The sequence below is a fragment of the Telluria sp. ZT3P39 genome (assembly GCF_059685935.1).
In genome coordinates, this window is the sequence record NZ_JCASIH010000008.1 from 1 (window position 1) to 19,603 (window position 19,603).

Consider the following 19,603-nt stretch of genomic DNA (forward strand, 5'->3'; position numbering starts at 1 on the left):
CAGTTTGGACGCTACGAAAGAGAGGGCTAACACAGCCATGCATGCACCGCTTTTTTGACAGGGAAGCTAGCAGCAACCCGGCCCGCCTACAAGGAAAATATGTGGGGAAGGGTCAGGACCTGACCCCGAAGTTGGTGGTAAGGCGTCGGCGCCGCCGGCCGACGCTGCAAGGTCGGTCAGCCGCCAGGGCCGCCGCCGTGGCCGCCTGGACCGCCGTGGCCGCCCGGGCCGCCGAACATCATCGGCCGGCGCTGCCCACCAGGCCCGCCGAAGCTGCCGAAGCGATACGACAGCCCCACATACGCCATGCGCCCGCCGCTGCGGCGGATGCTGTATTCGCGCAGGCGGTCGGTTTCGGTGATCATCTCCATCTTCTGCGAGTCGAACAGGTCGTTGACGTTCACCACCAGGGTCAGGGCCGGCGTCAGGTTGCGGCGGTAGTTGAAGTCGGCCGTGCGCACCGGTTGGCGGTAGCCCTCGCCGAACAGGGTCTTGCCCTGGGCGTTGAGCATCAGCTGGAAGCTGTTGGTGGCGTCCATCTGGTAGCTGACGCGCGCGCGGCCGCTGATCGAGGTGGCGCTGCGCTTGTCGTCCAGGGCGCTGCCGAGCACCGTCTGCTCGGTGTAGCCGATATTGCCGTTCAGGTTGATCATCAGCTTCGGCGTCGCGCGGCCGCTGAAATTGAATTCCAGTCCGCTCGACGTGCTGCTGCCGGCGTTCTCGCGGGTGGTCAGCAGCACGTCGTTGGCCAGCAGGTAGCGGCGTTCCGAAATCAGGTCGGTGTCGCGGCGCGTGTACAGGCGCAGGTTGGTATCGACCTTGCCCAGCTTGGTCTCGAGACCCAGCTCAAGCGAATCGGAATCGGTGGGCTTCAGGTTCGGGTTGCCCGACGAGACATTGAGCTCGTCGCGGTAGACCACGAAGGGATTCAGGTCGCCCGCGCCGGGACGGCGGATGCGGTGCGCGTAGCTCAGGCGCAGCGTGGTGTCGTCGGACAGGCCGTAGGTGACGAAGGCGCTCGGGATCGCGTCGAAATAATGGTTGGTCGCGCGCTGGCCGGTCGTGACCTGGTTCATGTCCAGGTCCGTGTACTCGGCGCGCAGGCCGCCCAGCACGCCCCACTTGCTGTCGATGCGCCACTGGTAGGTGCCGTACAGCGCCACCGTGGTGTCGGTGAGTTCGAAGCGGTTGGTGCGCGCGGTGTTGACGCGCTCGAGCGCTGTGACCGGGTCGAGGTCGAAATAGGCGTTATCGAACACACTGCTGTTGCGCGCCACCTTGTAGCCCATCTTCATCACGCCATGCTCGCCCGGCAGCTCGTAGTCGCCGGTGAAGTCGACCACGCGGGTTTCATTCAGGCCGTCCTGGCGGCTGTTGGCCGCGGCGGCGATCACAGGGCGTACCGTGTAGGCGCTGGCGTAGCGCGCGTCGCTGTTCGACTCGGAACCCGACAGGCGCAGGTCGAGCTTGAAGACTTCGCCCGGCTGGTCGCCCTTGTGGTCCAGCCGTCCGCCCAGGCTGTAGTTGCTGCTGTCGGCATCGCGCAGGCTGGTGCGCAGGTAATCGTTGTCCACCACGCCGGCTGGGTTCAGGCTGCGATACTGGTCGGTCGAGCGCGAGCCGTTCTCGTTCTGCGAATAGCTGGCGGTGACGCCGACCACGTCCTTCTCGCCGAGGTTATAGGTCATCCCGCCATTGAAGCCGGCCGCGTCGATGGTGTTCTCGCCGCTGGAGAACTGGGTGCTGCGCGCCACGGCGCCGGTAGCTGGGTCGATCCGCTCGCGCCGGGTCTCGCCGCTGGCGTCGCGTCCGTCGTGGCGGCGGAACACGCCGCCCTGCAGGCTGATGCGGCCGGCGTTATAGCTGCCGAAGGCCGAGGCGTTATAGCGTCCGGACGGGCCGAGGTTGGCGTTGACCGTGCCGAAGCCGCCGGGGCTGCGGTCGCGCCGCATCACCAGGTTGATGACCGGCCCGCCGCCGCCTTCGTTGCCGAACTGCGCGCCCGGGTTGTTGATCACTTCCACCGATTCGAGGTCGCCCGCCGGCAGCGCATTGATCGCCGCCGCGCGGTTCTCGCCCTGCATCATCGCGGAGGGCTTGCCGTCCACCAGGATCTGCACATTGCTGCGGCCGCGCAGGGTCACGTTGCCCTCCCCGTCCACGGCCACCGAGGGCACCTTGTTCAGGGTGTCGGCCACCGTGTCGTTCGAGGTGGCCGGGTCGGCTTTGACGTCATAGGTCTGGCGGTCGATGCGGTTCGTGGTCTTGGTGGCGGTGACGGTGACGGTGGACTGCACCGGCACGGGCTTGGCCGGAGCCGGCTTGGCCTGCTCCGGCACCGGGGCGGCCGGCGCCTGCTGGGCGAGCGCCGCCAGCGGCGCCAGCAGCGTGCCGGCGACCAGGTGGGCAATCAGGGAAATCCGGGGATGGCGTGGACTTGCAGTGGGGCGTGTGGTGGACATGTATCCTGCTCGACAGTTGGGGCGAGCGCGATTGTCGCATGGGGGCAGGTTTACATATGTAACAAACAATGACAGCGGAATAGCAGCATTCGCGGCCTTGTCTTACACTTTGCGTTTAACCCCTACAAGAACGCCACCATGAACGTCTTCGATTTCACCGCCACTGGCCTGGATGGCCAGCCCGTCAGCCTGGAGCGTTTCCGCGGCAAGGTGCTCCTGATCGTCAACACCGCCAGCGCCTGCGGATTCACGCCGCAGTACAAGGGGCTGGAAGAGCTGCACCGCCAGTACGGCGAACGCGGCCTGGCCGTGCTGGGCTTCCCCTGCAACCAGTTCGGCAAGCAGGAACCCGGGAGCGAAGCCGAGATCGGCGAATTCTGCGAAAAGAACTACGGCGTGAGCTTCCCGCTGTTCGCCAAGGTCGAGGTCAATGGCGAGGACGCGCACCCGCTGTTCAAGCACCTGAAGGGCGAAAAGCCCGGCGTGCTGGGCACGGAAGCCATCAAGTGGAACTTCACCAAGTTCCTGGTGGGCCGCGACGGCGAGGTGGTCAAGCGCTACGCGCCGCAAACGGCGCCGGCGGAGATTGCCGGCGATATCGACCGGCTGCTGGCGCTGTAGGACCGCAGCCGGCGCTTCGCGTTACGGCTGCGGCACCAGGCGAATCGCCTGCCCGCCGCCGGGGGCCAGGCGCAGCTGCAGCACGTCCTTCGCCGTGACCGTCTTCGTCTCGACCACCAGGTCGAAGCGGCGCGCCGTGCGGTAGTCGGCGCGGTCGCCGTCGCGGTAGATCTCGGCCGTGTAGCGCTTGCCCTTGTCGAGGAAGCCAAGGGCCAGCGGCAGCGTGCGGCCCTGCTCGTCGGTGACGGCACCCACATACCAATCGGGGCTATGGCGGTCCTTGCGGGCGATGGTCGCGAACTTGCCGATCACGCCGTGGATCACGCGCGTATCGGCCCAGTCGGTCGGCACGTCGCGGATGAACTTGAAGGCGGCCGGGTACTTCTCGTAGTTCTCCGGCAGGTCGGCCGCCATCTGGATCGGCGAGTAAATGACCACGAAGTTGGCCAGCTGCTTGGCCTGGGTGGAATTGAACACCTTGCCGTCCGCTCCCACCAGGCTCAGGACGCCCGGCGTGTAATCCATCGGGCCGCTCAGCATGCGGGTGAACACCAGCTTGGCCTCGTGGTCGACGCTGTTGGGCGGATTGCCCCAGGCGTTGTACTCGACGCCGCGCGCGCCTTCGCGCGTGAGCCAGTTTGGATAAGTGCGGCGCAGGCCGGTGTCTTTCACCGGCTCGTGGGTGTCGATCGAGAGCTTGTATTTCGCCGCCTCGGTGACCGCTTTCACGAAGTGGCGCACGCCTTCCTGCGAGTCGTAGTGGCCGTAGCGCGGCTTGCCGTCGCGGCCCATGAACAGCGCGCTGCCCGCTTCGTGCACATAACCGGACTTGATGCTGTCCACGCCCAGCTTCGCGTAAAGCTTGTAGGCAGCAATCATCTGCTTTTCGTAGGCGACGATGTTGGCGCCGGTCTCGTGGTGGCCGATCAGGCGCACGCCTTTGGTCTTCGCGTAGGCGGCCAGGCCCGGCAGGTCGAAGTCCGGGTAAGGCTGGGTGAAGCTGAAGTCGGCGCCGCCATGGCCCCAGTCGCTCTCCCAGCCCTTGTTCCAGCCTTCGACCAGCACGCCACGAAAACCGTTTTTCGCGGCGAAGTCGATGTATTTCTTGGTATTGGCCGTGGTCGCAGCGTGCTTCGGGCCAGCGTTCCAGGTGCCGCTGTTCAGGTGCATCTGCCACCAGACGCCGACGAATTTCGACGGCTTCACCCACGACACGTCGCCCAGCTTGTTCGGTTCGTTCAGGTTCAGCACCAGGTCCGACATGTACAGCCCTGCCGCGTCATCCGCGATCTGCAGCGTGCGCCACGGCGTGGTGAAGGCGCCCTGGCGCACCACGGCCGGGCCGCCAGGGGACGGCGCCAGCATGGCGCGCAGCTTCTGTCCATCCACCTTGCGCAGCCACATGCTCGCGTAATCGACCAGCGCCGCTTCGTGGAAAGCGATGTGGGTGCCATCAATCAGGCGCACCGTCAGCGGAGTATTGGCGATGCCGATTTCGCGTAGCGGCGCCTTGCGGATTTCTTCTTCCAGGCCAGGCAGCTCACCGGCCGGAATCCACCAGGCGGTGGCCGGCTGGGTCACCACGAACTCGGTCAGCTCATCGAGGATCTCGACGGTTTTTAGCTGCGGCTGCGCCGGGAATTCGTAGCGGAAGCCGACGCCGTCGTCATAGATGCGGAAGACCACGCTGAGCTGGCGGCCCTCCTGCTGTTTCTGCTCGAGGTCCACGCGCAACTCGCGGTAGCGGTTGCGCACGAACTGGCGCTCGCCCCAGGGCTGTTCCCAGGTGCTGTCATGGTCGCTGCTGGTTTGCCGCTTCAGGCTGAAGCCGCCGTCGAGCTTCATCGCGTTGGCGAGGTTGAAGCCCAGGCGCGAGAGGCCGATGATGGGCGCGCCCTTGCGCTTGATGCCATACGCGAGCTTGCCGCCGCCGTCGACCTGCACTTCCACGCTCAGGACATTGCCGGGCGACGCGGCGCTGGCGATGACCTGCTGGGCCCAGGCGGGAAGGCTGAAGAAACAGGACAGCGTCAGGACGGCGGCGCAGCGGCGGATGTGCATGGAGTTCCCTTGTATGTACCACGCCGGCAGTAGGAATACTACTTTCCCTCCGGCTGAACTCAGCGATGATATGACAAAAGTTGTAACTCGACTACCAACGCACGAATTCAGCGCGTCTGGATCCAGGCCGCGCCGTGCGTGGTGCAGCCGCGGTTGACGTTTTCCAGGAAGCGGATCGCTTCGCCTTGCGACACGCCGGGCGGCATGAGCCGGGCCAGGCTCGCGTCCTGGCTCACCTTGTCGAGTCCATAGGCGATGGCGCGCGAGACGTCGCGCGCGCGCCGGCCATCGCTGTTGTAGAGCGCATCGTAGACGCCGACGGCTTCCCACAGCGGCACCAGGCCGGGGGTGGTGGAGTCTTCGAAGACGACGGCGGGCGGAAAGCCCTCGTCGTCGCGGATAAGCTGGAACACGAAACTCAAGACTGACCTTTTGGTATGCAGACAGGCCGCCAGTATAGGCCAGCCGCGCCTAGCCCAGCGCGCGGTCGATCAGTTCGATCCAGTGCGTGACCGGCGTCTGCGTCCCCGACTGCAGGTGGCTGATGCAGCCGATATTGGCCGAGACGATTTCTTCCGCGCCCGTCGCCTCCAGGTTGGCCAGCTTGCGGTCGCGCAGTTCGTGCGCGATCTCGGGGTGCAGCACCGAATAGGTGCCGGCCGAGCCGCAGCACAGGTGGCTGTCGGCGCACAGGCGCACGTCCACGCCGGCGGCGCGCAGCAAGCCTTCGACCTTGCCGCGGATTTGCTGGCCGTGCTGCAGCGTGCAGGGCGGGTGCCAGGCCACGCGCTTGGCGAGCTTCCCTTGCAGCCTGCCGGCCAGTTGCTCCTCGAACTCGGGCAGGATCTCGGACAGGTCGCGCGTGAGCATCGCGATGCGTCCGGCCTTGGCCGCGTAGGCTTCGTCGTGCGCCAGCAGGTGCCCGTACTCCTTGACCGTCACGCCGCAGCCGGACGCCGTCATGACGATGGCTTCGACCTGCTCCTGCTCCACGTAAGGCCACCACGCATCGATGTTGCGGCGCATGTCGTCCAGGCCTGCTTTTTGATCGTTCAGGTGGTAGCGCACTGCCCCGCAGCAGCCGGCTTTCGGCGCCGTCATCAGCTGCACGCCGAAGGCATCGAGCACGCGTGCGGTCGCCGCATTGATGTTGGGCGCCATGGCCGGCTGCACGCAGCCGCCAAGCACCAGCATCTTGCGCGCATGCGTACGCGTGGGCCAGGCGCCGGCCTTGCGCGCCGGCTGCAGCTTGTCCTGCAGGGCGGTCGAGAGCAGCGGACGCGCCAGCTGCCCTGCCCTGAAGGCCGGCTTGAACAGCGCGCTGCGTGGCAAAAATTCCTTCAGGGTCGTGCGCTTGATGCGCTCGCTCAAGGGGCGCGGCACGCGCTCGTCGACCACGCGGCGGCCGATGTCCACCAGCCGGCCGTATTTCACGCCCGACGGGCAAGTGGTCTCGCAGTTGCGGCAGGTCAGGCAGCGGTCCAGGTGCAGCTGGGTCTTGCGGGTGGGTTCCGCGCCTTCGAGTACCTGCTTGATCAGGTAGATGCGCCCGCGCGGGCCATCGAGCTCGTCGCCCAGCAGCTGGTAGGTCGGGCAGGTGGCGGTACAGAAGCCGCAATGCACGCAGGCGCGCAGGATGGCTTCGGCTTCATTGCCGTCCGCGGTGCCCTTGATGAAGTCGGCCAGGTTGGTTTGCATATCAGTACATTCGTCCCGGATTGAAGATGTTCGACGGATCGAAGGACGCTTTCAGGCGTTCGTGGATGCGCGCCACGGCTGGCTGCAGCGGCTGGAACACGCCCGCGGATTTGTCGCCGCCGCGGAACAGGGTCGCGTGACCGCCGAGCGCCGACACCGTGCGGCGGATGGTCGCGGCGTCCAGCCCGGTGCGCAGCCAGCGCTGGGCGCCGCCCCATTCGATCAATTGGGTTCCACCCAGGACGATGGCGCTTGTCGTCGACGGTACCGACAGCCGCCACAGCGCGCCCTCGCCTGCAAAGAAGGGATGCCGCTGCTCGCGCACGCCGGCCCAGAAGGTGTCGCAGTCCGCGACGCGGTCGCCGCCAAACTGGCGCACGGCCGCATCGACCGCCGCCTGCGCGCCCGACAGGCGCAGCGACAATACGCCATCATGCCAGCAGCTGGCGGACAAGGGCAGCGGCTGGCCGCCCCATTCGTTGAGCTTGCGGATGGCGTCGATCTCGCCGATGGCGAATTGCAGCGTGGTTTCGGCAAAAGGCTTGGGCAGCACCTTCACCGACATTTCGACCAGCAGGCCGAGCGTGCCCATCGAGCCGGCCAGCATGCGCGAGACGTCGTAGCCGGCCACGTTCTTCATCACCTGGCCGCCGAAGGTGAGCACGTCGCCCTTCCCGTCCAGCAGCTTGGCGCCCAGCACGAAATCGCGCACGCCGCCGCTGCTGGCACGGCGCGGGCCGGCCAGTCCGGCAGCGATCGCGCCGCCCAGGGTGGCTCCCGGTCCGAAATGCGGCGGCTCGAAAGCCAGCATCTGGTTCTGCCCTTCAAGCACGGCCTCGATCTCGCTCAGTGGCGTGCCGCAGCGCGCCGTGATCACCAGTTCGGTCGGCTCGTAATCGACAATGCCGCTGTAGCCGCGCGTATCGAGGATCGCGCCTTCGAGGCGCTGGCCATACCAGTCCTTGGTGCCGCCGCCGCGGATGCATAGCGGCTGCCCGCCGGCCGCGGCAGCCTGCACCTGTTCCTGAAAGTGTTCGATCGAAGTCATGGTCAGAAGCGCGGAAGGTCCGGGAAAGGCACGGCGCCGCCGTGCACGTGCAGCTTGCCGAATTCGGCGCAGCGGTGCGGCGTGGGGATCGCCTTGTCCGGGTTGAGCAGCATCGGCGCATCGAAGGCGCGCTTGACCGCGAAGAAGGCGTCGAGCTCCTTGCGCCCGAACTGCACGCACATCGAATTGATCTTTTCCATGCCCACGCCATGCTCGCCAGTGATGGTGCCGCCCACTTCGACGCACAGCGCCAGGATCGCGGCCCCGAAGGCTTCGGCGCGGTCGAATTCGCCCGGCTGGTTGGCGTCGAACAAAATCAGGGGATGCATGTTGCCGTCGCCCGCATGGAAGACGTTGGCGCAGCGCAGGCCGAAGGTCGTTTCCATCTGTTCGATCGCACCCAATACCTGCGCCAGCTTCTTGCGCGGGATGGTGCCGTCCATGCAGTAGTAGTCCGGCGAGATGCGGCCGGCCGCCGGGAAGGCGTTCTTGCGGCCTGACCAGAAGCGCATGCGCTCGCTTTCCGTTTCGGACACCGCGATCGCGGTCGCACCGGCGCCTTCGAACACGGCCTTCATGCGCGCGATTTCTTCCGCCACCTCCAGGGCCGTGCCGTCGGCCTCGCACAGCAGGATGGCGGCGGCGTCGGTATCGTAGCCGGCATGGACGAAAGGTTCGACCATGCGCACCGAGGTGCGGTCCATCATTTCCAGCCCGGCCGGGATGATGCCGGCGGCGATGATGTTGGCGACCGCATTGCCGGCCGTGAGCACGTCGCCGAACGAGGCCATGATGACTTGCGCCACCGCCGGCTTCGGCACCAGTTTGACGGTGACCTCTAGAACGATGCCGAGCATGCCTTCCGAGCCGATGAACACGGCCAGCAGGTCCAGGCCCGGCGCGTCGAGCGCTTCGCTGCCCAGCTCGATGATCTCGCCATCGATGGTGGCCACGCGCACGCGCAGCACGTTGTGCACCGTGAGGCCGTATTTGAGGCAGTGCACGCCGCCCGAGTTCTCGGCCACGTTGCCACCGATGGTGCAGGCGATCTGCGAGGATGGATCGGGCGCGTAGTACAAGCCGTCCCCTGCCGCGGCTTCGGAGATGGCGAGGTTGCGCACGCCCGGCTGCACGACCGCGGTGCGTGAATACGCGTCCACGCGGACAATGCGGTTCATGCGCGCGGTGGAGAGCACGACGCCGTCGCTGATTGGCAGCGCGCCGCCCGACAGGCCGGTGCCGGCGCCGCGCGGCACGATCGGCACCGCGAGTTCGCGGCAGACATCGAGGATGGCCAGCACCTGCGCTTCGCTGTCGGGCAGGGTCACGATCATCGGCAGCTGGCGGTAGGCCGCCAGGCCGTCGCATTCGTAGGGGCGGGTGTCTTCGGGGTCGAACAGGACGCAGCGTTCGGGCAGCCGCGCGCGCAAGGCGGCAACGACTTGCAGGCGCCTTTCGGCGAGCGTGGACATGGTAGCGAACATGCCCTGATTGTAAGCACAATCGCCGCGTTTTGTCGTATGCTCGCCCTATCTTTTTTCTAACATATTGCATAAGGCTAGATCATGGGCAACCGACTCTCGAAAATCGCCACGCGCACGGGCGACGATGGCACCACCGGCCTGGGCGACGGCAGCCGCACCGGCAAGGACAGCGCGCGCATCCACTCCCTGGGCGAGGTGGACGAGCTCAACTCCTTCGTGGGCCTGCTGCTGTGCGAAGAGATGCCGAACGACCTGCGCGAAGAGCTGGTCTCGATCCAGCACGACCTGTTCGACCTGGGTGGTGAGCTGTGCATTCCCGGTTTCGAGCTGATCAAGGACGAGCACGTGGCGCGCCTGGACGGCCTGCTTGAAAAATACAACGCTGACCTGCCGGTGCTGAAGGAATTCATCCTGCCGGCCGGCTCGCGCGCGGCCTCGCTGGCGCATGTGTGCCGCACCGTCTGCCGCCGCGCCGAGCGCAGCATCGTGGCGCTGGGGAATGCCGAGTCGATCCGCCCCCATCCGCGTGAATACGTCAACCGCCTGTCCGACCTGATGTTCGTGCTGGCGCGCGTGTTGAACCGATTCGCGGGCGGCAGCGACGTGCTGTGGCAGCACGAGCGCAAGCGGGGCTAAGCCAATGGAAGACTTCATCGGGATCTACGACGACGCGCTCACTGCCCAGCAGTGCGACGCCATCCGCGCCCGCTTCGACGCCAGCAAACAGGTCGCGCGCGGGCGCACCGGCAACGGCGTCGACGTCAGCAAGAAGGACAGCTACGACCTGACCATCAACGGCTTGCCGGAATGGGACGACGTCGGCGCGGTGCTGACGCAGGCCATGGCGCACCACCTGGCGCAGTACATGAACAAGTACCGCATGCTGCTGATCGGCGCGCTGTCGCCGCAGGTGGCGCATCCGGAGACTGGCGAGGCGGTGACCTTGTCGCTGGCGAACTTCGACGAATTCGGCACGCCGAACGTGGTGGACCTGATGCAGTCGATTTATCGCGTGGGGAACGTCAACCTGCAGAAGTACCTGCAGGGAACCGGCGGGTACCACCACTGGCATTCCGAGATCTATCCGCAGAACGCCAGCTGCGAAACGCTGCACCGCGTGCTGCTGTGGCAGTTCTACCTGAACGACGTGGAGGATGGCGGCGAGACGGAGTTCCTGTACCAGGGGCGCAAGGTCGAGGCGCGCAAGGGGCGCCTGATCATTGCGCCGGCGGGGTTTACGCATACCCACAAGGGGCATGTGTCGAAGAGCGGGGACAAGTACATCGCGACCTCGTGGATTTTGTTCCAGAGGGCGGAGGCACTATTTGGTCAGTCGTAAATCGTAGGGTGGGCAAGTTTCCTGCCCACCCTACGATTTAGTGGTGTGCGACCGAATCAAGTGTTGTTGACCACCAGCCGCGGCTCACCCGCCGCAAACCGCGCACGAATCGACGCCGCAATCCCCTTGGCGTCCAGCCCCACGGAAGCCAACAAGGCCGCCGGATCACCCTGGTCGATGAACTTGTCCGGCAGTCCCAGATTCAAGAGCGGCTTGACCAGCCCCGCTTCGGCCAGCGCTTCGGCCACGGCCGAACCTGCACCGCCCATCACGCAGCCCTCTTCCACCGTCACGAAATAGTCGTGGTCTTTCGCCAGGCGCTTGACCAGTTCCGCATCGAGCGGCTTCACGAAACGCATGTTGGCGACCGTGGCGTCCAGCTCCGCGCCGGCGGCCAGGCTCGGCGCCACCATCGACCCGAAGGCCAGGATGGCGATGCTCTTGCCTTCGCGCGCCACGACACCTTTGCCGATCTCGATCGATGTCAGCTCAAGCGACAGCGCCGCGCCCACCCCGGCGCCGCGCGGATAGCGGATGGCGGCCGGGCCCGGGTAGTGGTAGCCGGTGGTGAGCATCTGGCGGCATTCGTTCTCGTCGGACGCAGCCATGACGACCATGTTCGGGATGCAGCGCAGGTAGGCCAGGTCGTAGTTGCCGGCGTGGGTGGCGCCGTCGGCGCCCACCAGGCCTGCGCGGTCGAGCGCGAAGGTCACGTCCAGGTTCTGCAGGGCCACGTCGTGGATCAACTGGTCGTAGGCGCGCTGCAGGAAAGTCGAGTAGATCGCCACCACCGGCTTCATGCCTTCGGTCGCGATGCCTGCGCCGAAGGTCACCGCGTGCTGCTCGGCGATGCCGACATCGAAATAGCGTTCCGGGTACTGCTGGTGGAAGCGCACCATGCCCGAACCTTCGCGCATCGCCGGCGTGATGCCGACCAGGCGCTTGTCAACGGCCGCCATGTCGCACAACCAGTTGCCAAAGACTTCGGTGTAGGTGATCTTGCTCGGCGCGGTGGCAGGCTTGATGCCCTCGGTCGGGTTGAACTTGCCGGTGCCGTGGTACAGGATCGGCTCGGCCTCGGCCAGCTTGTAGCCCTGGCCCTTCTTGGTCACCACGTGCAGGAATTGCGGGCCCTTGAGCTTCTTGATGTTTTCCAGCGTCGGGATCAGGGAATCGAGGTCATGGCCATCGATCGGGCCGATGTAGTTGAAACCGAATTCCTCGAACATCGTGGCCGGGACCACCATGCCCTTGGCGTGTTCTTCGATCTTGCGCGCCAGGTCGAGCACGGGGCCCGGCAGCACGCTTTTGCCGACGTTCTTGGCGGCGGCGTAGAACTGGCCGCTCATCAGCCGCGCCAGGTAGCGGTTGAGCGCGCCCACGGGCGGCGAGATCGACATGTCGTTGTCGTTCAGGACCACCAGCAGGTTGACGTCTTCGTCGATGCCGCCGTTGTTCAGCGCCTCGAAGGCCATGCCGGCGGTCATCGAGCCGTCGCCGATCACGGCGATCGCGTGGCGGTCCTCGCCCTTGATCTTGGCGGCAGTCGCCATGCCCAGGGCCGCCGAGATCGAGGTCGACGAGTGGGCGGTGCCGAAGGTGTCGTAGATGCTTTCGTCGCGCTTCGGGAAGCCCGACAGGCCGTTCAGCTGGCGCAGGGTCGGCATGCGCTCGCGGCGGCCGGTGAGGATCTTGTGCGAATAGGTCTGGTGGCCCACGTCCCACACGATGCGGTCGTGCGGCGTGTTGAACACGTAGTGCAGCGCGATGGTGAGCTCCACGGTGCCGAGGTTCGACGACAGGTGGCCGCCGGTTTTCGACACCGAGTCGAGCAGGAACTGGCGCAGCTCGGTGGCGAGCGGGGTCAGTTGGGTCCGGCCAAGCTGGCGCAGGTCGGCGGGGTCGTTGATGGTCTCTAACAGTTTCATTTAGGCCTTCCGCTGCACGATCAGGTCCGCGAGTTCGCGCAGCCGCAGTGCTTGTTCTCCAAATGGCGCCAGCGCTTCATGCGCTTCACGCCGCAATTGCTCGGCCAGTTCCTTCGATGGTTCCAGCCCAAGGATCGACACATAGGTCGGTTTGTTGTCGGCCGCGTCCTTGCCCGCGGTCTTGCCCAGCGTAGCCGAATCGGCGGTGGCGTCGAGCACGTCGTCCACCACCTGGAAGGCCAGGCCGATCGCGATCGAATAGGCTTTCAATGCTTCCATCTCGGTGGGCGACAAATCTTTACCGCACAGCGCGCCCAGGATCACCGAGACGCGCAGCATGGCGCCGGTTTTCAGCTGGTGCATGCGCTCGAGTTCTTCGCGCTGGAGCGACAGGCCGACGCTATCGAGGTCGATCGCCTGGCCGCCGCACATGCCGTTCGACCCCGCCGCTTCGGCCAGCAGGCGCAGCATGGTGACCTGGCGCGCGGGGGGCAGCGTGTCGATATCGGCCAGCACCTGGAAGGCCTGGGCCTGCAGCGCGTCGCCGACCAGCAGCGCGGTTGCTTCGTCATAGGCCACGTGCACGGTCGGTTTGCCGCGGCGCAGGTCGTCGTCGTCCATGCAGGGCATGTCGTCGTGGACCAGCGAGTACACGTGGATCATCTCGACCGCGCTGGCCACGCGCGCGAGCGCTTGCGCATCGCCGCCGAACAGGGCGCCGCTGGCATAGGCCAGCAGCGGGCGCACCCGCTTGCCGCCGCCCAGCGCGGTGTAGCGCATGGCTTCGTGCAGCTTCTGCGGCAGGGCCGTGGCCCGGGGCAATGTGGCGTCGAGCGCGCGCTCGACTTCCAGCTGGACTTCGTGCATCCATGTGTCGAATGCCTGCACCGTCATTGTCCACCCTCGTCGCCACCCTCGGCCGAGAACGGCCGGAGCATGTCGCCCTCGAGCACCTTGACCTGGGATTCGACCTTTTCCAGCTGGGCCGCGCAGTATTTCACCAGCTCGGAGCCGCGCGCATAGGCGGCCACCGAGGCTTCCAGCGGCAACTGGCCGGATTCCATCTGCGTGACGAGCTGGGCCAGCTCCGCCATCGCGCCTTCGAAGGATTCGGGTGGAATTGCGTTTGTATTATTTGACATAGCTATCTAGCGTGAGGACGGCGCAAGGGTGCGCCGCGGGGCAATCCAATCGCGTATTTTAGATCAATCCTTCCCCACGGGGGGCGCGCATTGCACCGTTCGCAACTTGCCTGCACGACCACATTCTAGCCCACGCCCCCCTCCCCGCCATGAAAACGATATTGTTTGTACATTTTCCGTGCACATGGGCGCCACATCCCCGCGACGGCCCAAGACTGTAGAGCTTGTTCCACGGTATAATCGACGGTTCTGTCCGAAATACCGTATTCCTTCATATAAATACTGGTCTTTGGATTCTTTCTCTTCTTTGGTGGTATTGATTACAAGGGGGGTGGGGATGTCCGATCTGGCTACCCAGGCCAAGCTGGCCGCTTCGTGCGCGCAGCTTCCGGTAAATGTCTACTTCGACGACGCGCTGATGCAGCGCGAGAAGCAAGAGCTGTTTCACAACGGCCCGCGTTATGTCGGGCACGAATTAATGGTGCCGGAGATGGGCGATTTCGCGACCCTCCCCGCCGAAAACGAAGGCCGCATGCTGGTCCGCAATGCTGGCGGCATCGAGGTGCTCTCCAACGTCTGCCGTCATCGCCAGGCGCTCATGTTCAATGGGCGCGGCAATGCGAACACCATCGTCTGCCCGCTGCACCGCTGGACCTACGACCTGAAGGGCCAGCTGATCGGCGCGCCGCATTTCGCCGAAACGCCCTGCCTGAACCTGTCGAAGACGCCGCTGCAGAACTGGAACGGCCTGCTGTTCGAGCAGAACGGCTACGACGTGATGGACAAGCTCAAGAATATGGACGCCACCCGCGACCTCGACTTCTCGGGCTATATGTTCGACCACGTCGAGATCCACGAGTGCGACTACAACTGGAAGACCTTCATCGAGGTCTATCTGGAGGATTACCACGTCGAGCCCTTCCATCCGGGCCTGGGTAATTTCGTCTCCTGCGACGACCTGAAATGGGAATTCGGCCGCGACTACAGCGTCCAGACCGTGGGCGTGAACCGCGCACTGCAAAAGGCCGGTTCGCCGGCCTATAAAAAGTGGCAGGAACAGATCCTGAAGTTCAACAACGGCCAGCCGCCGAAGTTCGGCGCCATCTGGCTGACGCTGTATCCGAACATCATGGTCGAGTGGTATCCGAACGTGCTGGTGGTGTCGACCCTGTGGCCGATCGGCCCGCAGAAGACCCGCAACGTGGTCGAGTTCTACTATCCCGAAGAGATCGTGCTGTTCGAGCGCGAATTCGTCGAAGCCGAACGCGCTGCCTATATGGAGACCGCGGTCGAGGACGACGAGATCGCGCTGCGCATGGATGCCGGCCGCAAGATCCTGGTCGAGCGCGGCGTCAACGAAGTCGGTCCTTATCAATCGCCGATGGAAGACGGAATGCAGCATTTCCACGAGTGGTACCGCAGCAGGCTAGAACTGTAGCCGATGCCTTCACTCTGGATGCTGTTTGCCAGCTTCGCGTTCGCCGCCATGGGCGCGGGCGTGAAGCTGGCTTCCGAGTTCTACTCCACCTCCGAACTGCTGATGTACCGTGGCCTCATCGGCACGGTGGTGCTGGTGCTGGCCGTGCGCCACCGCGGCGGCACATTTAACACCTCCTTCCCGCGCGCCCACCTGTGGCGCAGCTTCGTCGGCGTGGTCTCGCTGTGGCTGTGGTTCTTCGCGATCACGCGCCTGCCGCTGGCCACCGCCGTCACGCTCAACTACATGGCCCCGATCTGGATCGCGGCCTGGATGTTCGCCACCGGCTGGTGGACCGGAACCAAGGTGGCCGAATGGCCGCTGGTGCTGGCCATCGCCATGAGCTTCCTGGGCGTCACGCTGGTGCTGCAGCCGGCCGTCGAGAGCAACCAGTGGCTGGGCGGCCTGGCCGGCCTGTGCTCGTCGGTGATCTCGGCCATGGCCTACATGCAGGTGCGCAAACTCGGCCAGATGGGCGAACCCGAATACCGCGTGGTGTTCTATTTTTCGGCTACCACGACCCTGGTCGGTTTGGTGGGCACCCTGCTCGGCGACGGTCCGCAAGACGCTGCCTTCCACGGCCACACCCCCTACAGCGCCACGCTGCTGCTCGGGATCGGCATCTCCGCCCTGCTCGCCCAGATCGCCATGACCCGCGCCTACCGCGTCGGCAAGGTGCTGGTGGTGGCCAACCTGCAGTACACCGGCATCGTGTTTTCCAGTCTATGGGGGCTGGCCCTGTGGGGCGACCGCTTCGGCTGGCACGTCTGGCTGGGCATCGCCGTGATCCTTGCGTCCGGCATTGCCGCGACGTTCTACAATACGAAGAGCACGGCGAAGGGCGCCGTAGTCAAGGATACCGATCCGATCGCCAGCGAAACCTGAGGAGCCCCATGTACAAGACCCTGATCAGCGCGCTTGATGTCGCCGCGCACATTGCCGATCCCGATTGGGTGGTGATCGACTGCCGCCATGACCTGATGAACCCGGCGGCCGGCCGCGAAGGCTATGCCATCGGCCACCTGCCGGGCGCGGTATTCGCCGGCATCGACACCGAGCTGTCGGGCGCCAAGCAGGGGCCGGACGGCGTGTTCCGCGGCCGCCATCCGCTGCCGGAAAAAGAAGCCCTCATCGAGACCTTGCGCGACCTGGGCGTGAACGACGGCTCGCAAGTGGTGGCCTACGACGCCCACGGCGGCATGTTCGCCGCGCGCCTGTGGTGGCTGCTGCGCTGGCTGGGCCACGAGGGGGTAGCAGTGCTCGACGGCGGCATGGCCGCCTGGCAGTCGCTCGGCCAGCCCTTGAGCGTCGATGTCCCGGCCAAAGCGCGCGGCGCCATCACCGTGCGCGCACCCTTCGTGCCGACCGTGACGGTGCGGGACGTGATGGACAATATCGAAAAAGGCGAGCGCACCGTCATCGACGCCCGCGCCGCCGACCGCTTCCGCGGCGAGAACGAGACCATCGACCCCGTCGGCGGCCATATCCCGGGCGCGAAGAACCGCTTCTTCAAGGACAACCTGCAGGCCGACGGCCGCTTCAAGGACGCGGCCAGCCTGCGCGCCGAATTTTCGCCGCTGATCGACGATCCGCAGCGCGCCGTCATGCAGTGCGGCTCGGGCGTGACCGCCTGCCACAACCTGCTCGCGCTCGAAGTGGCGGGCCTGCCCGGTGCGGCGCTGTACCCTGGTTCGTGGAGCGAATGGGTGGCCGATCCCGCCCGCCCGGTCGCCACCGGCGACGCGTAGATTGCGGGACGCCAGATGAAAAAATCAACCAGCAAGGAAAACGTACCAATGTCGGACCAAGAAACATCGCGCGCGGCCTCGCCGGCGCTGGAGATCCCCGAAGCGGTCGCCGCCGCCCTGAGCGGCTGGGTGCAGCAGGTGGCCGAGCAGACCGCCGCCCCCGTGCGCGAAGCGCTGGAACAGCTGGAAATCGATGCGGCCGAGCTGCGCGAGACCGGCGCCCAGCTGGAAGCGGCGCGCGACCAGGCACTGGCGGCATCGAGCGAGCACGAAGCGGAGATCGAGCGCCTGACGATCGAACTGCGCGACGCCCGCAAGCTCGCCACCGAAGCGCTGGTGAGCAAGGCGAAAGACCAGCTCGCGATCGACGGCAAGGACCGCCAGCTGGCCGACCTGCGCGCCCAGCTCGAACGCAACGTGGCGGCGCAAGCCTCGGAATCGGATGCGCGCCTGGCGGCGGAGATGGAACTGATCGGCGCGACGACCGCGCGCGACAACTTCGAAGCCGAAGTGCGCACCCTGCGCAGCCAGCTGGATAAATCCTATGCCGAACGCAGCTCGCTGCGCGCGGAGCTGGAAAGCGCGCGCGGGAAGAAATAAAACGGGTGGGCGGCTGTAATCCGGGCTACTCGCCTAATGCCGATCAATTGGGAGCCCTCGCTTGCTCGTAGGGTGGGCGGCTTTGCCGCCCGCGCGTTCAACATGTGCTCGCATGGATGCACCGCGTCGACGATACGGCTGGTTGAACGCGCGGGCAAGGAACTTGCCCACCCTACGGATTATCGAGACGCGGGCCCCGCCAATCAATGCGCGTTATTCAACGCCAGTACGATCGCCACGCCCAGCGCGATCAGGAGCACCTGCGGCACCGATTCCTTCACGGTGGCGCGGCGCTGCATCTGCGGCATCAGGTCGCTCACCGCGATATAGATGAAGCCCGACGAAGCGAACACCAGCACGTACGGAATCAGGCCGCTGGCCTGGTCCAGCGTGAAATAGCCCAGCAGGCCGCCGGCGACCGCCATCAAGCTGCACAACAGGTTGAACAGGTAGGCGCGCAGGCGCGAGAAGCCGGCGTTGAGCAGCACGATGAAATCGCCGATCTCCTGCGGGATTTCGTGGGCGACGATGGCCAGCGCGGTGACCATGCCCAGTTCCGGGTTGGCCAGGAAGGCCGCGGCGATCAGGATGCCGTCGGTGAAGTTGTGCATCGCATCGCCGACCAGGATCATCCAGCCCGACTTGCCCGCCTGGTGGGCGTCGTGGCCGTGGGCGTGGTGGTGCCCGTCGCCTTCATGGTGGTGCGAATGGCGCAGCAGCGCCAGTTTTTCGAGCACGAAGAAGGTCAGCAGGCCGCCCAGCAGCGTGGCGAACAGGCTGTGGGTGTCGGCGCCCGACTCGAAGGCTTCCGGCAGCGCGTGCAGGAGCGAAGTCGACAACATGATGCCCACCGACAGGCTGACCATCCGCTCCACCACCTTCGACAGCAGCGAGAACGAGAACACCGCAGCGGCAGAGATGCTGAAGACGCCGGCGATCAGCGTCGCCAGCAGGATGGAGCTCAGGATGGGGTCGAGAAACGGGTCGATTTGAAAACCTTTTGTTCTGGTCTTGCGCAGTGCCGCAAACCGGGCATTGTAACCTGCCCGGGCCTGCGGCCGTGCAAGATCAGGCGACGCCGTGCTTCGCGAACCAGTTCAGCGCGCGGCTCCAGCCGTCTTTCGCGTCGTCGGGATTGAAGCTCGGGCGGTAGTCGGCGTGGAAGGCGTGGCCCGAGTTCGGATACACGTGGATCATCGAGCGGCTGTTGCCGGCATCGAGGGCCTTGCGCATGCGCTCGACCGATTCCAGCGGAATGCCGCCGTCCTTGGCGCCGTACAGGCCCAGGACCGGCACCTTCAGCGCCTGGGCCACGTCGATCGGGTGTCTGGTTTGCAGCGCATTGGCCTCGCCCACCAGGCGTCCGTACCAGGCCACGCCGGCTTTCACCTTTGGATTGTGCGAAGCATACAGCCAGGTAATGCGCCCGCCCCAGCAGAAACCGGTGATGCCCAGCCTGTCGGTATTGCCGCCGCGCTGCCTGGTCCAGGTGACCACGGTGTCGAGATCAAGCATGACCTGCGCGTCCGGCACTCTGGAAATGATGTTCTTCATCAGGTCCGGCATCGGGGTCCTGGTTGCATCGCCCTGGCGCACGAACAGGTCGGGGGCCACCGCCATGTAGCCGGCCCTGGCGAAGCGCCGCGCCACATCCTTGATGTGCTCGTGCACGCCGAAGATCTCGGAGATCACCAGCACCACCGGCAGGTTGCTCCGGTCCTTGGGCTGGGCGCGGTAGACCGGCACGTCCTGGCCGTTGATCACGATGATGTGGTCGGCCGCGTCCAGGCCTTCAAGCGAGGTCTGGATCTGGGTCTGCGCCACCACCGGCAGGGCGGCGACGGCAAAGCCGCTGCCCATGGCAGCTTTCAGGAAGACGCGGCGGTCGACGCCGTCGCCGAACGCGCTGGCCGCCAGCAGGCTTTCGGCGTCGCTGATGAGATCTTTCATGTGCACCCTTCCGGTTGTGTTGGACAGGCTTGCAATCTTAGCAAA

18 protein-coding genes are annotated in these 19,603 nt (G+C 65.6%); 7 read left to right on the plus strand and 11 right to left on the minus strand.

What is annotated here, in order from left to right; all coding sequences use genetic code 11:
- Positions 1-176: 176 nt before the first annotated feature.
- Complete coding sequence (locus AC56LR_RS10170; RefSeq protein WP_497130001.1) at positions 177-2,462, minus strand: TonB-dependent receptor domain-containing protein; 2,286 nt, start codon at positions 2,460-2,462, stop codon at positions 177-179.
- 138 nt (positions 2,463-2,600) lie between these two features.
- Here AC56LR_RS10170 and AC56LR_RS10175 point away from each other — a divergent pair, with 138 nt between their 5' ends.
- Positions 2,601-3,083, plus strand: coding sequence for a glutathione peroxidase (locus AC56LR_RS10175; protein ID WP_497130003.1), 483 nt, complete (start codon positions 2,601-2,603; stop codon positions 3,081-3,083).
- A gap of 21 nt (positions 3,084-3,104) precedes the next feature.
- On the opposite strand, the gene AC56LR_RS10180 is transcribed toward AC56LR_RS10175, so the two are convergent.
- From AC56LR_RS10180 to AC56LR_RS10200, 5 genes are all read right to left on the minus strand, one after another.
- Positions 3,105-5,144 carry a glycoside hydrolase family 97 protein gene (locus AC56LR_RS10180; RefSeq protein ID WP_497130005.1) on the minus strand — a complete coding sequence of 680 codons (2,040 nt, stop codon included), beginning with the start codon at positions 5,142-5,144 and terminating at the stop codon, positions 3,105-3,107.
- A gap of 107 nt (positions 5,145-5,251) precedes the next feature.
- Entirely contained in the window at positions 5,252-5,557 is a 306-nt protein-coding gene (locus AC56LR_RS10185; RefSeq protein ID WP_497130007.1) for a hypothetical protein, read from the minus strand.
- A 58-nt stretch (positions 5,558-5,615) separates the two neighbouring features.
- Entirely contained in the window at positions 5,616-6,842 is a 1,227-nt protein-coding gene (glcF, locus tag AC56LR_RS10190) for a glycolate oxidase subunit GlcF (RefSeq protein WP_497130008.1), read from the minus strand.
- A gap of 1 nt (position 6,843) precedes the next feature.
- A complete protein-coding gene (glcE, locus tag AC56LR_RS10195) occupies positions 6,844-7,890 on the minus strand; it encodes a glycolate oxidase subunit GlcE (RefSeq protein WP_497130010.1) in 1,047 nt (348 codons plus the stop codon).
- Positions 7,891-7,892: 2 nt separating this feature from the next.
- On the minus strand, positions 7,893-9,374 hold the full coding sequence (locus AC56LR_RS10200) for an FAD-linked oxidase C-terminal domain-containing protein (protein ID WP_497130011.1): 1,482 nt from the start codon (positions 9,372-9,374) through the stop codon (positions 7,893-7,895).
- Positions 9,375-9,455: 81 nt separating this feature from the next.
- Between AC56LR_RS10200 and AC56LR_RS10205 the strand changes: the two genes are divergently transcribed.
- Together AC56LR_RS10205 and AC56LR_RS10210 are read left to right on the plus strand one after the other, a co-directional pair.
- Positions 9,456-10,010, plus strand: a complete 555-nt coding sequence (locus AC56LR_RS10205) for a cob(I)yrinic acid a,c-diamide adenosyltransferase (RefSeq protein ID WP_497130013.1) — start codon at positions 9,456-9,458, stop codon at positions 10,008-10,010.
- 4 nt (positions 10,011-10,014) lie between these two features.
- The gene (locus AC56LR_RS10210) at positions 10,015-10,713 is read left to right on the plus strand and encodes a 2OG-Fe(II) oxygenase (RefSeq protein ID WP_497130015.1); all 699 of its coding nucleotides are present in this window, start codon (positions 10,015-10,017) and stop codon (positions 10,711-10,713) included.
- Positions 10,714-10,769: 56 nt separating this feature from the next.
- On the opposite strand, the gene dxs is transcribed toward AC56LR_RS10210, so the two are convergent.
- The 3 genes from dxs to AC56LR_RS10225 are packed head-to-tail and all read right to left on the minus strand — an operon-like array spanning position 10,770 to position 13,783.
- Entirely contained in the window at positions 10,770-12,641 is a 1,872-nt protein-coding gene (dxs, locus tag AC56LR_RS10215; RefSeq protein ID WP_497130017.1) for a 1-deoxy-D-xylulose-5-phosphate synthase, read from the minus strand.
- Complete coding sequence (locus AC56LR_RS10220) at positions 12,642-13,535, minus strand: polyprenyl synthetase family protein (RefSeq protein ID WP_497130019.1); 894 nt, start codon at positions 13,533-13,535, stop codon at positions 12,642-12,644.
- Positions 13,532-13,783: an exodeoxyribonuclease VII small subunit gene (locus AC56LR_RS10225; protein ID WP_497130021.1), complete on the minus strand. Its 252-nt coding sequence runs from the start codon at positions 13,781-13,783 to the stop codon at positions 13,532-13,534. Before AC56LR_RS10225 ends, AC56LR_RS10220 begins: the two co-directional genes overlap by 4 nt.
- 337 nt (positions 13,784-14,120) lie before the next feature.
- Between AC56LR_RS10225 and AC56LR_RS10230 the strand changes: the two genes are divergently transcribed.
- Genes AC56LR_RS10230 through AC56LR_RS10245 form a run of 4 tightly spaced genes read left to right on the plus strand, consistent with a single transcriptional unit; the run spans position 14,121 to position 17,608 of the window.
- A complete protein-coding gene (locus AC56LR_RS10230) occupies positions 14,121-15,221 on the plus strand; it encodes an aromatic ring-hydroxylating oxygenase subunit alpha (RefSeq protein ID WP_497130022.1) in 1,101 nt (366 codons plus the stop codon).
- A 3-nt stretch (positions 15,222-15,224) separates the two neighbouring features.
- The gene (locus AC56LR_RS10235; RefSeq protein ID WP_497130023.1) at positions 15,225-16,145 is read left to right on the plus strand and encodes a DMT family transporter; all 921 of its coding nucleotides are present in this window, start codon (positions 15,225-15,227) and stop codon (positions 16,143-16,145) included.
- An 8-nt stretch (positions 16,146-16,153) separates the two neighbouring features.
- Positions 16,154-17,008: a sulfurtransferase gene (locus tag AC56LR_RS10240; protein ID WP_497130025.1), complete on the plus strand. Its 855-nt coding sequence runs from the start codon at positions 16,154-16,156 to the stop codon at positions 17,006-17,008.
- Positions 17,009-17,056: 48 nt separating this feature from the next.
- On the plus strand, positions 17,057-17,608 hold the full coding sequence (locus AC56LR_RS10245) for a DNA-binding protein (RefSeq protein WP_497130026.1): 552 nt from the start codon (positions 17,057-17,059) through the stop codon (positions 17,606-17,608).
- 203 nt (positions 17,609-17,811) lie between these two features.
- On the opposite strand, the gene AC56LR_RS10250 is transcribed toward AC56LR_RS10245, so the two are convergent.
- Together AC56LR_RS10250 and AC56LR_RS10255 are read right to left on the minus strand one after the other, a co-directional pair.
- Positions 17,812-18,513, minus strand: a complete 702-nt coding sequence (locus tag AC56LR_RS10250; protein ID WP_497130028.1) for a ZIP family metal transporter — start codon at positions 18,511-18,513, stop codon at positions 17,812-17,814.
- 163 nt (positions 18,514-18,676) lie between these two features.
- Entirely contained in the window at positions 18,677-19,558 is an 882-nt protein-coding gene (locus AC56LR_RS10255; protein ID WP_497130030.1) for a dienelactone hydrolase family protein, read from the minus strand.
- Between the last annotated feature and the right edge of the window lie 45 nt (positions 19,559-19,603).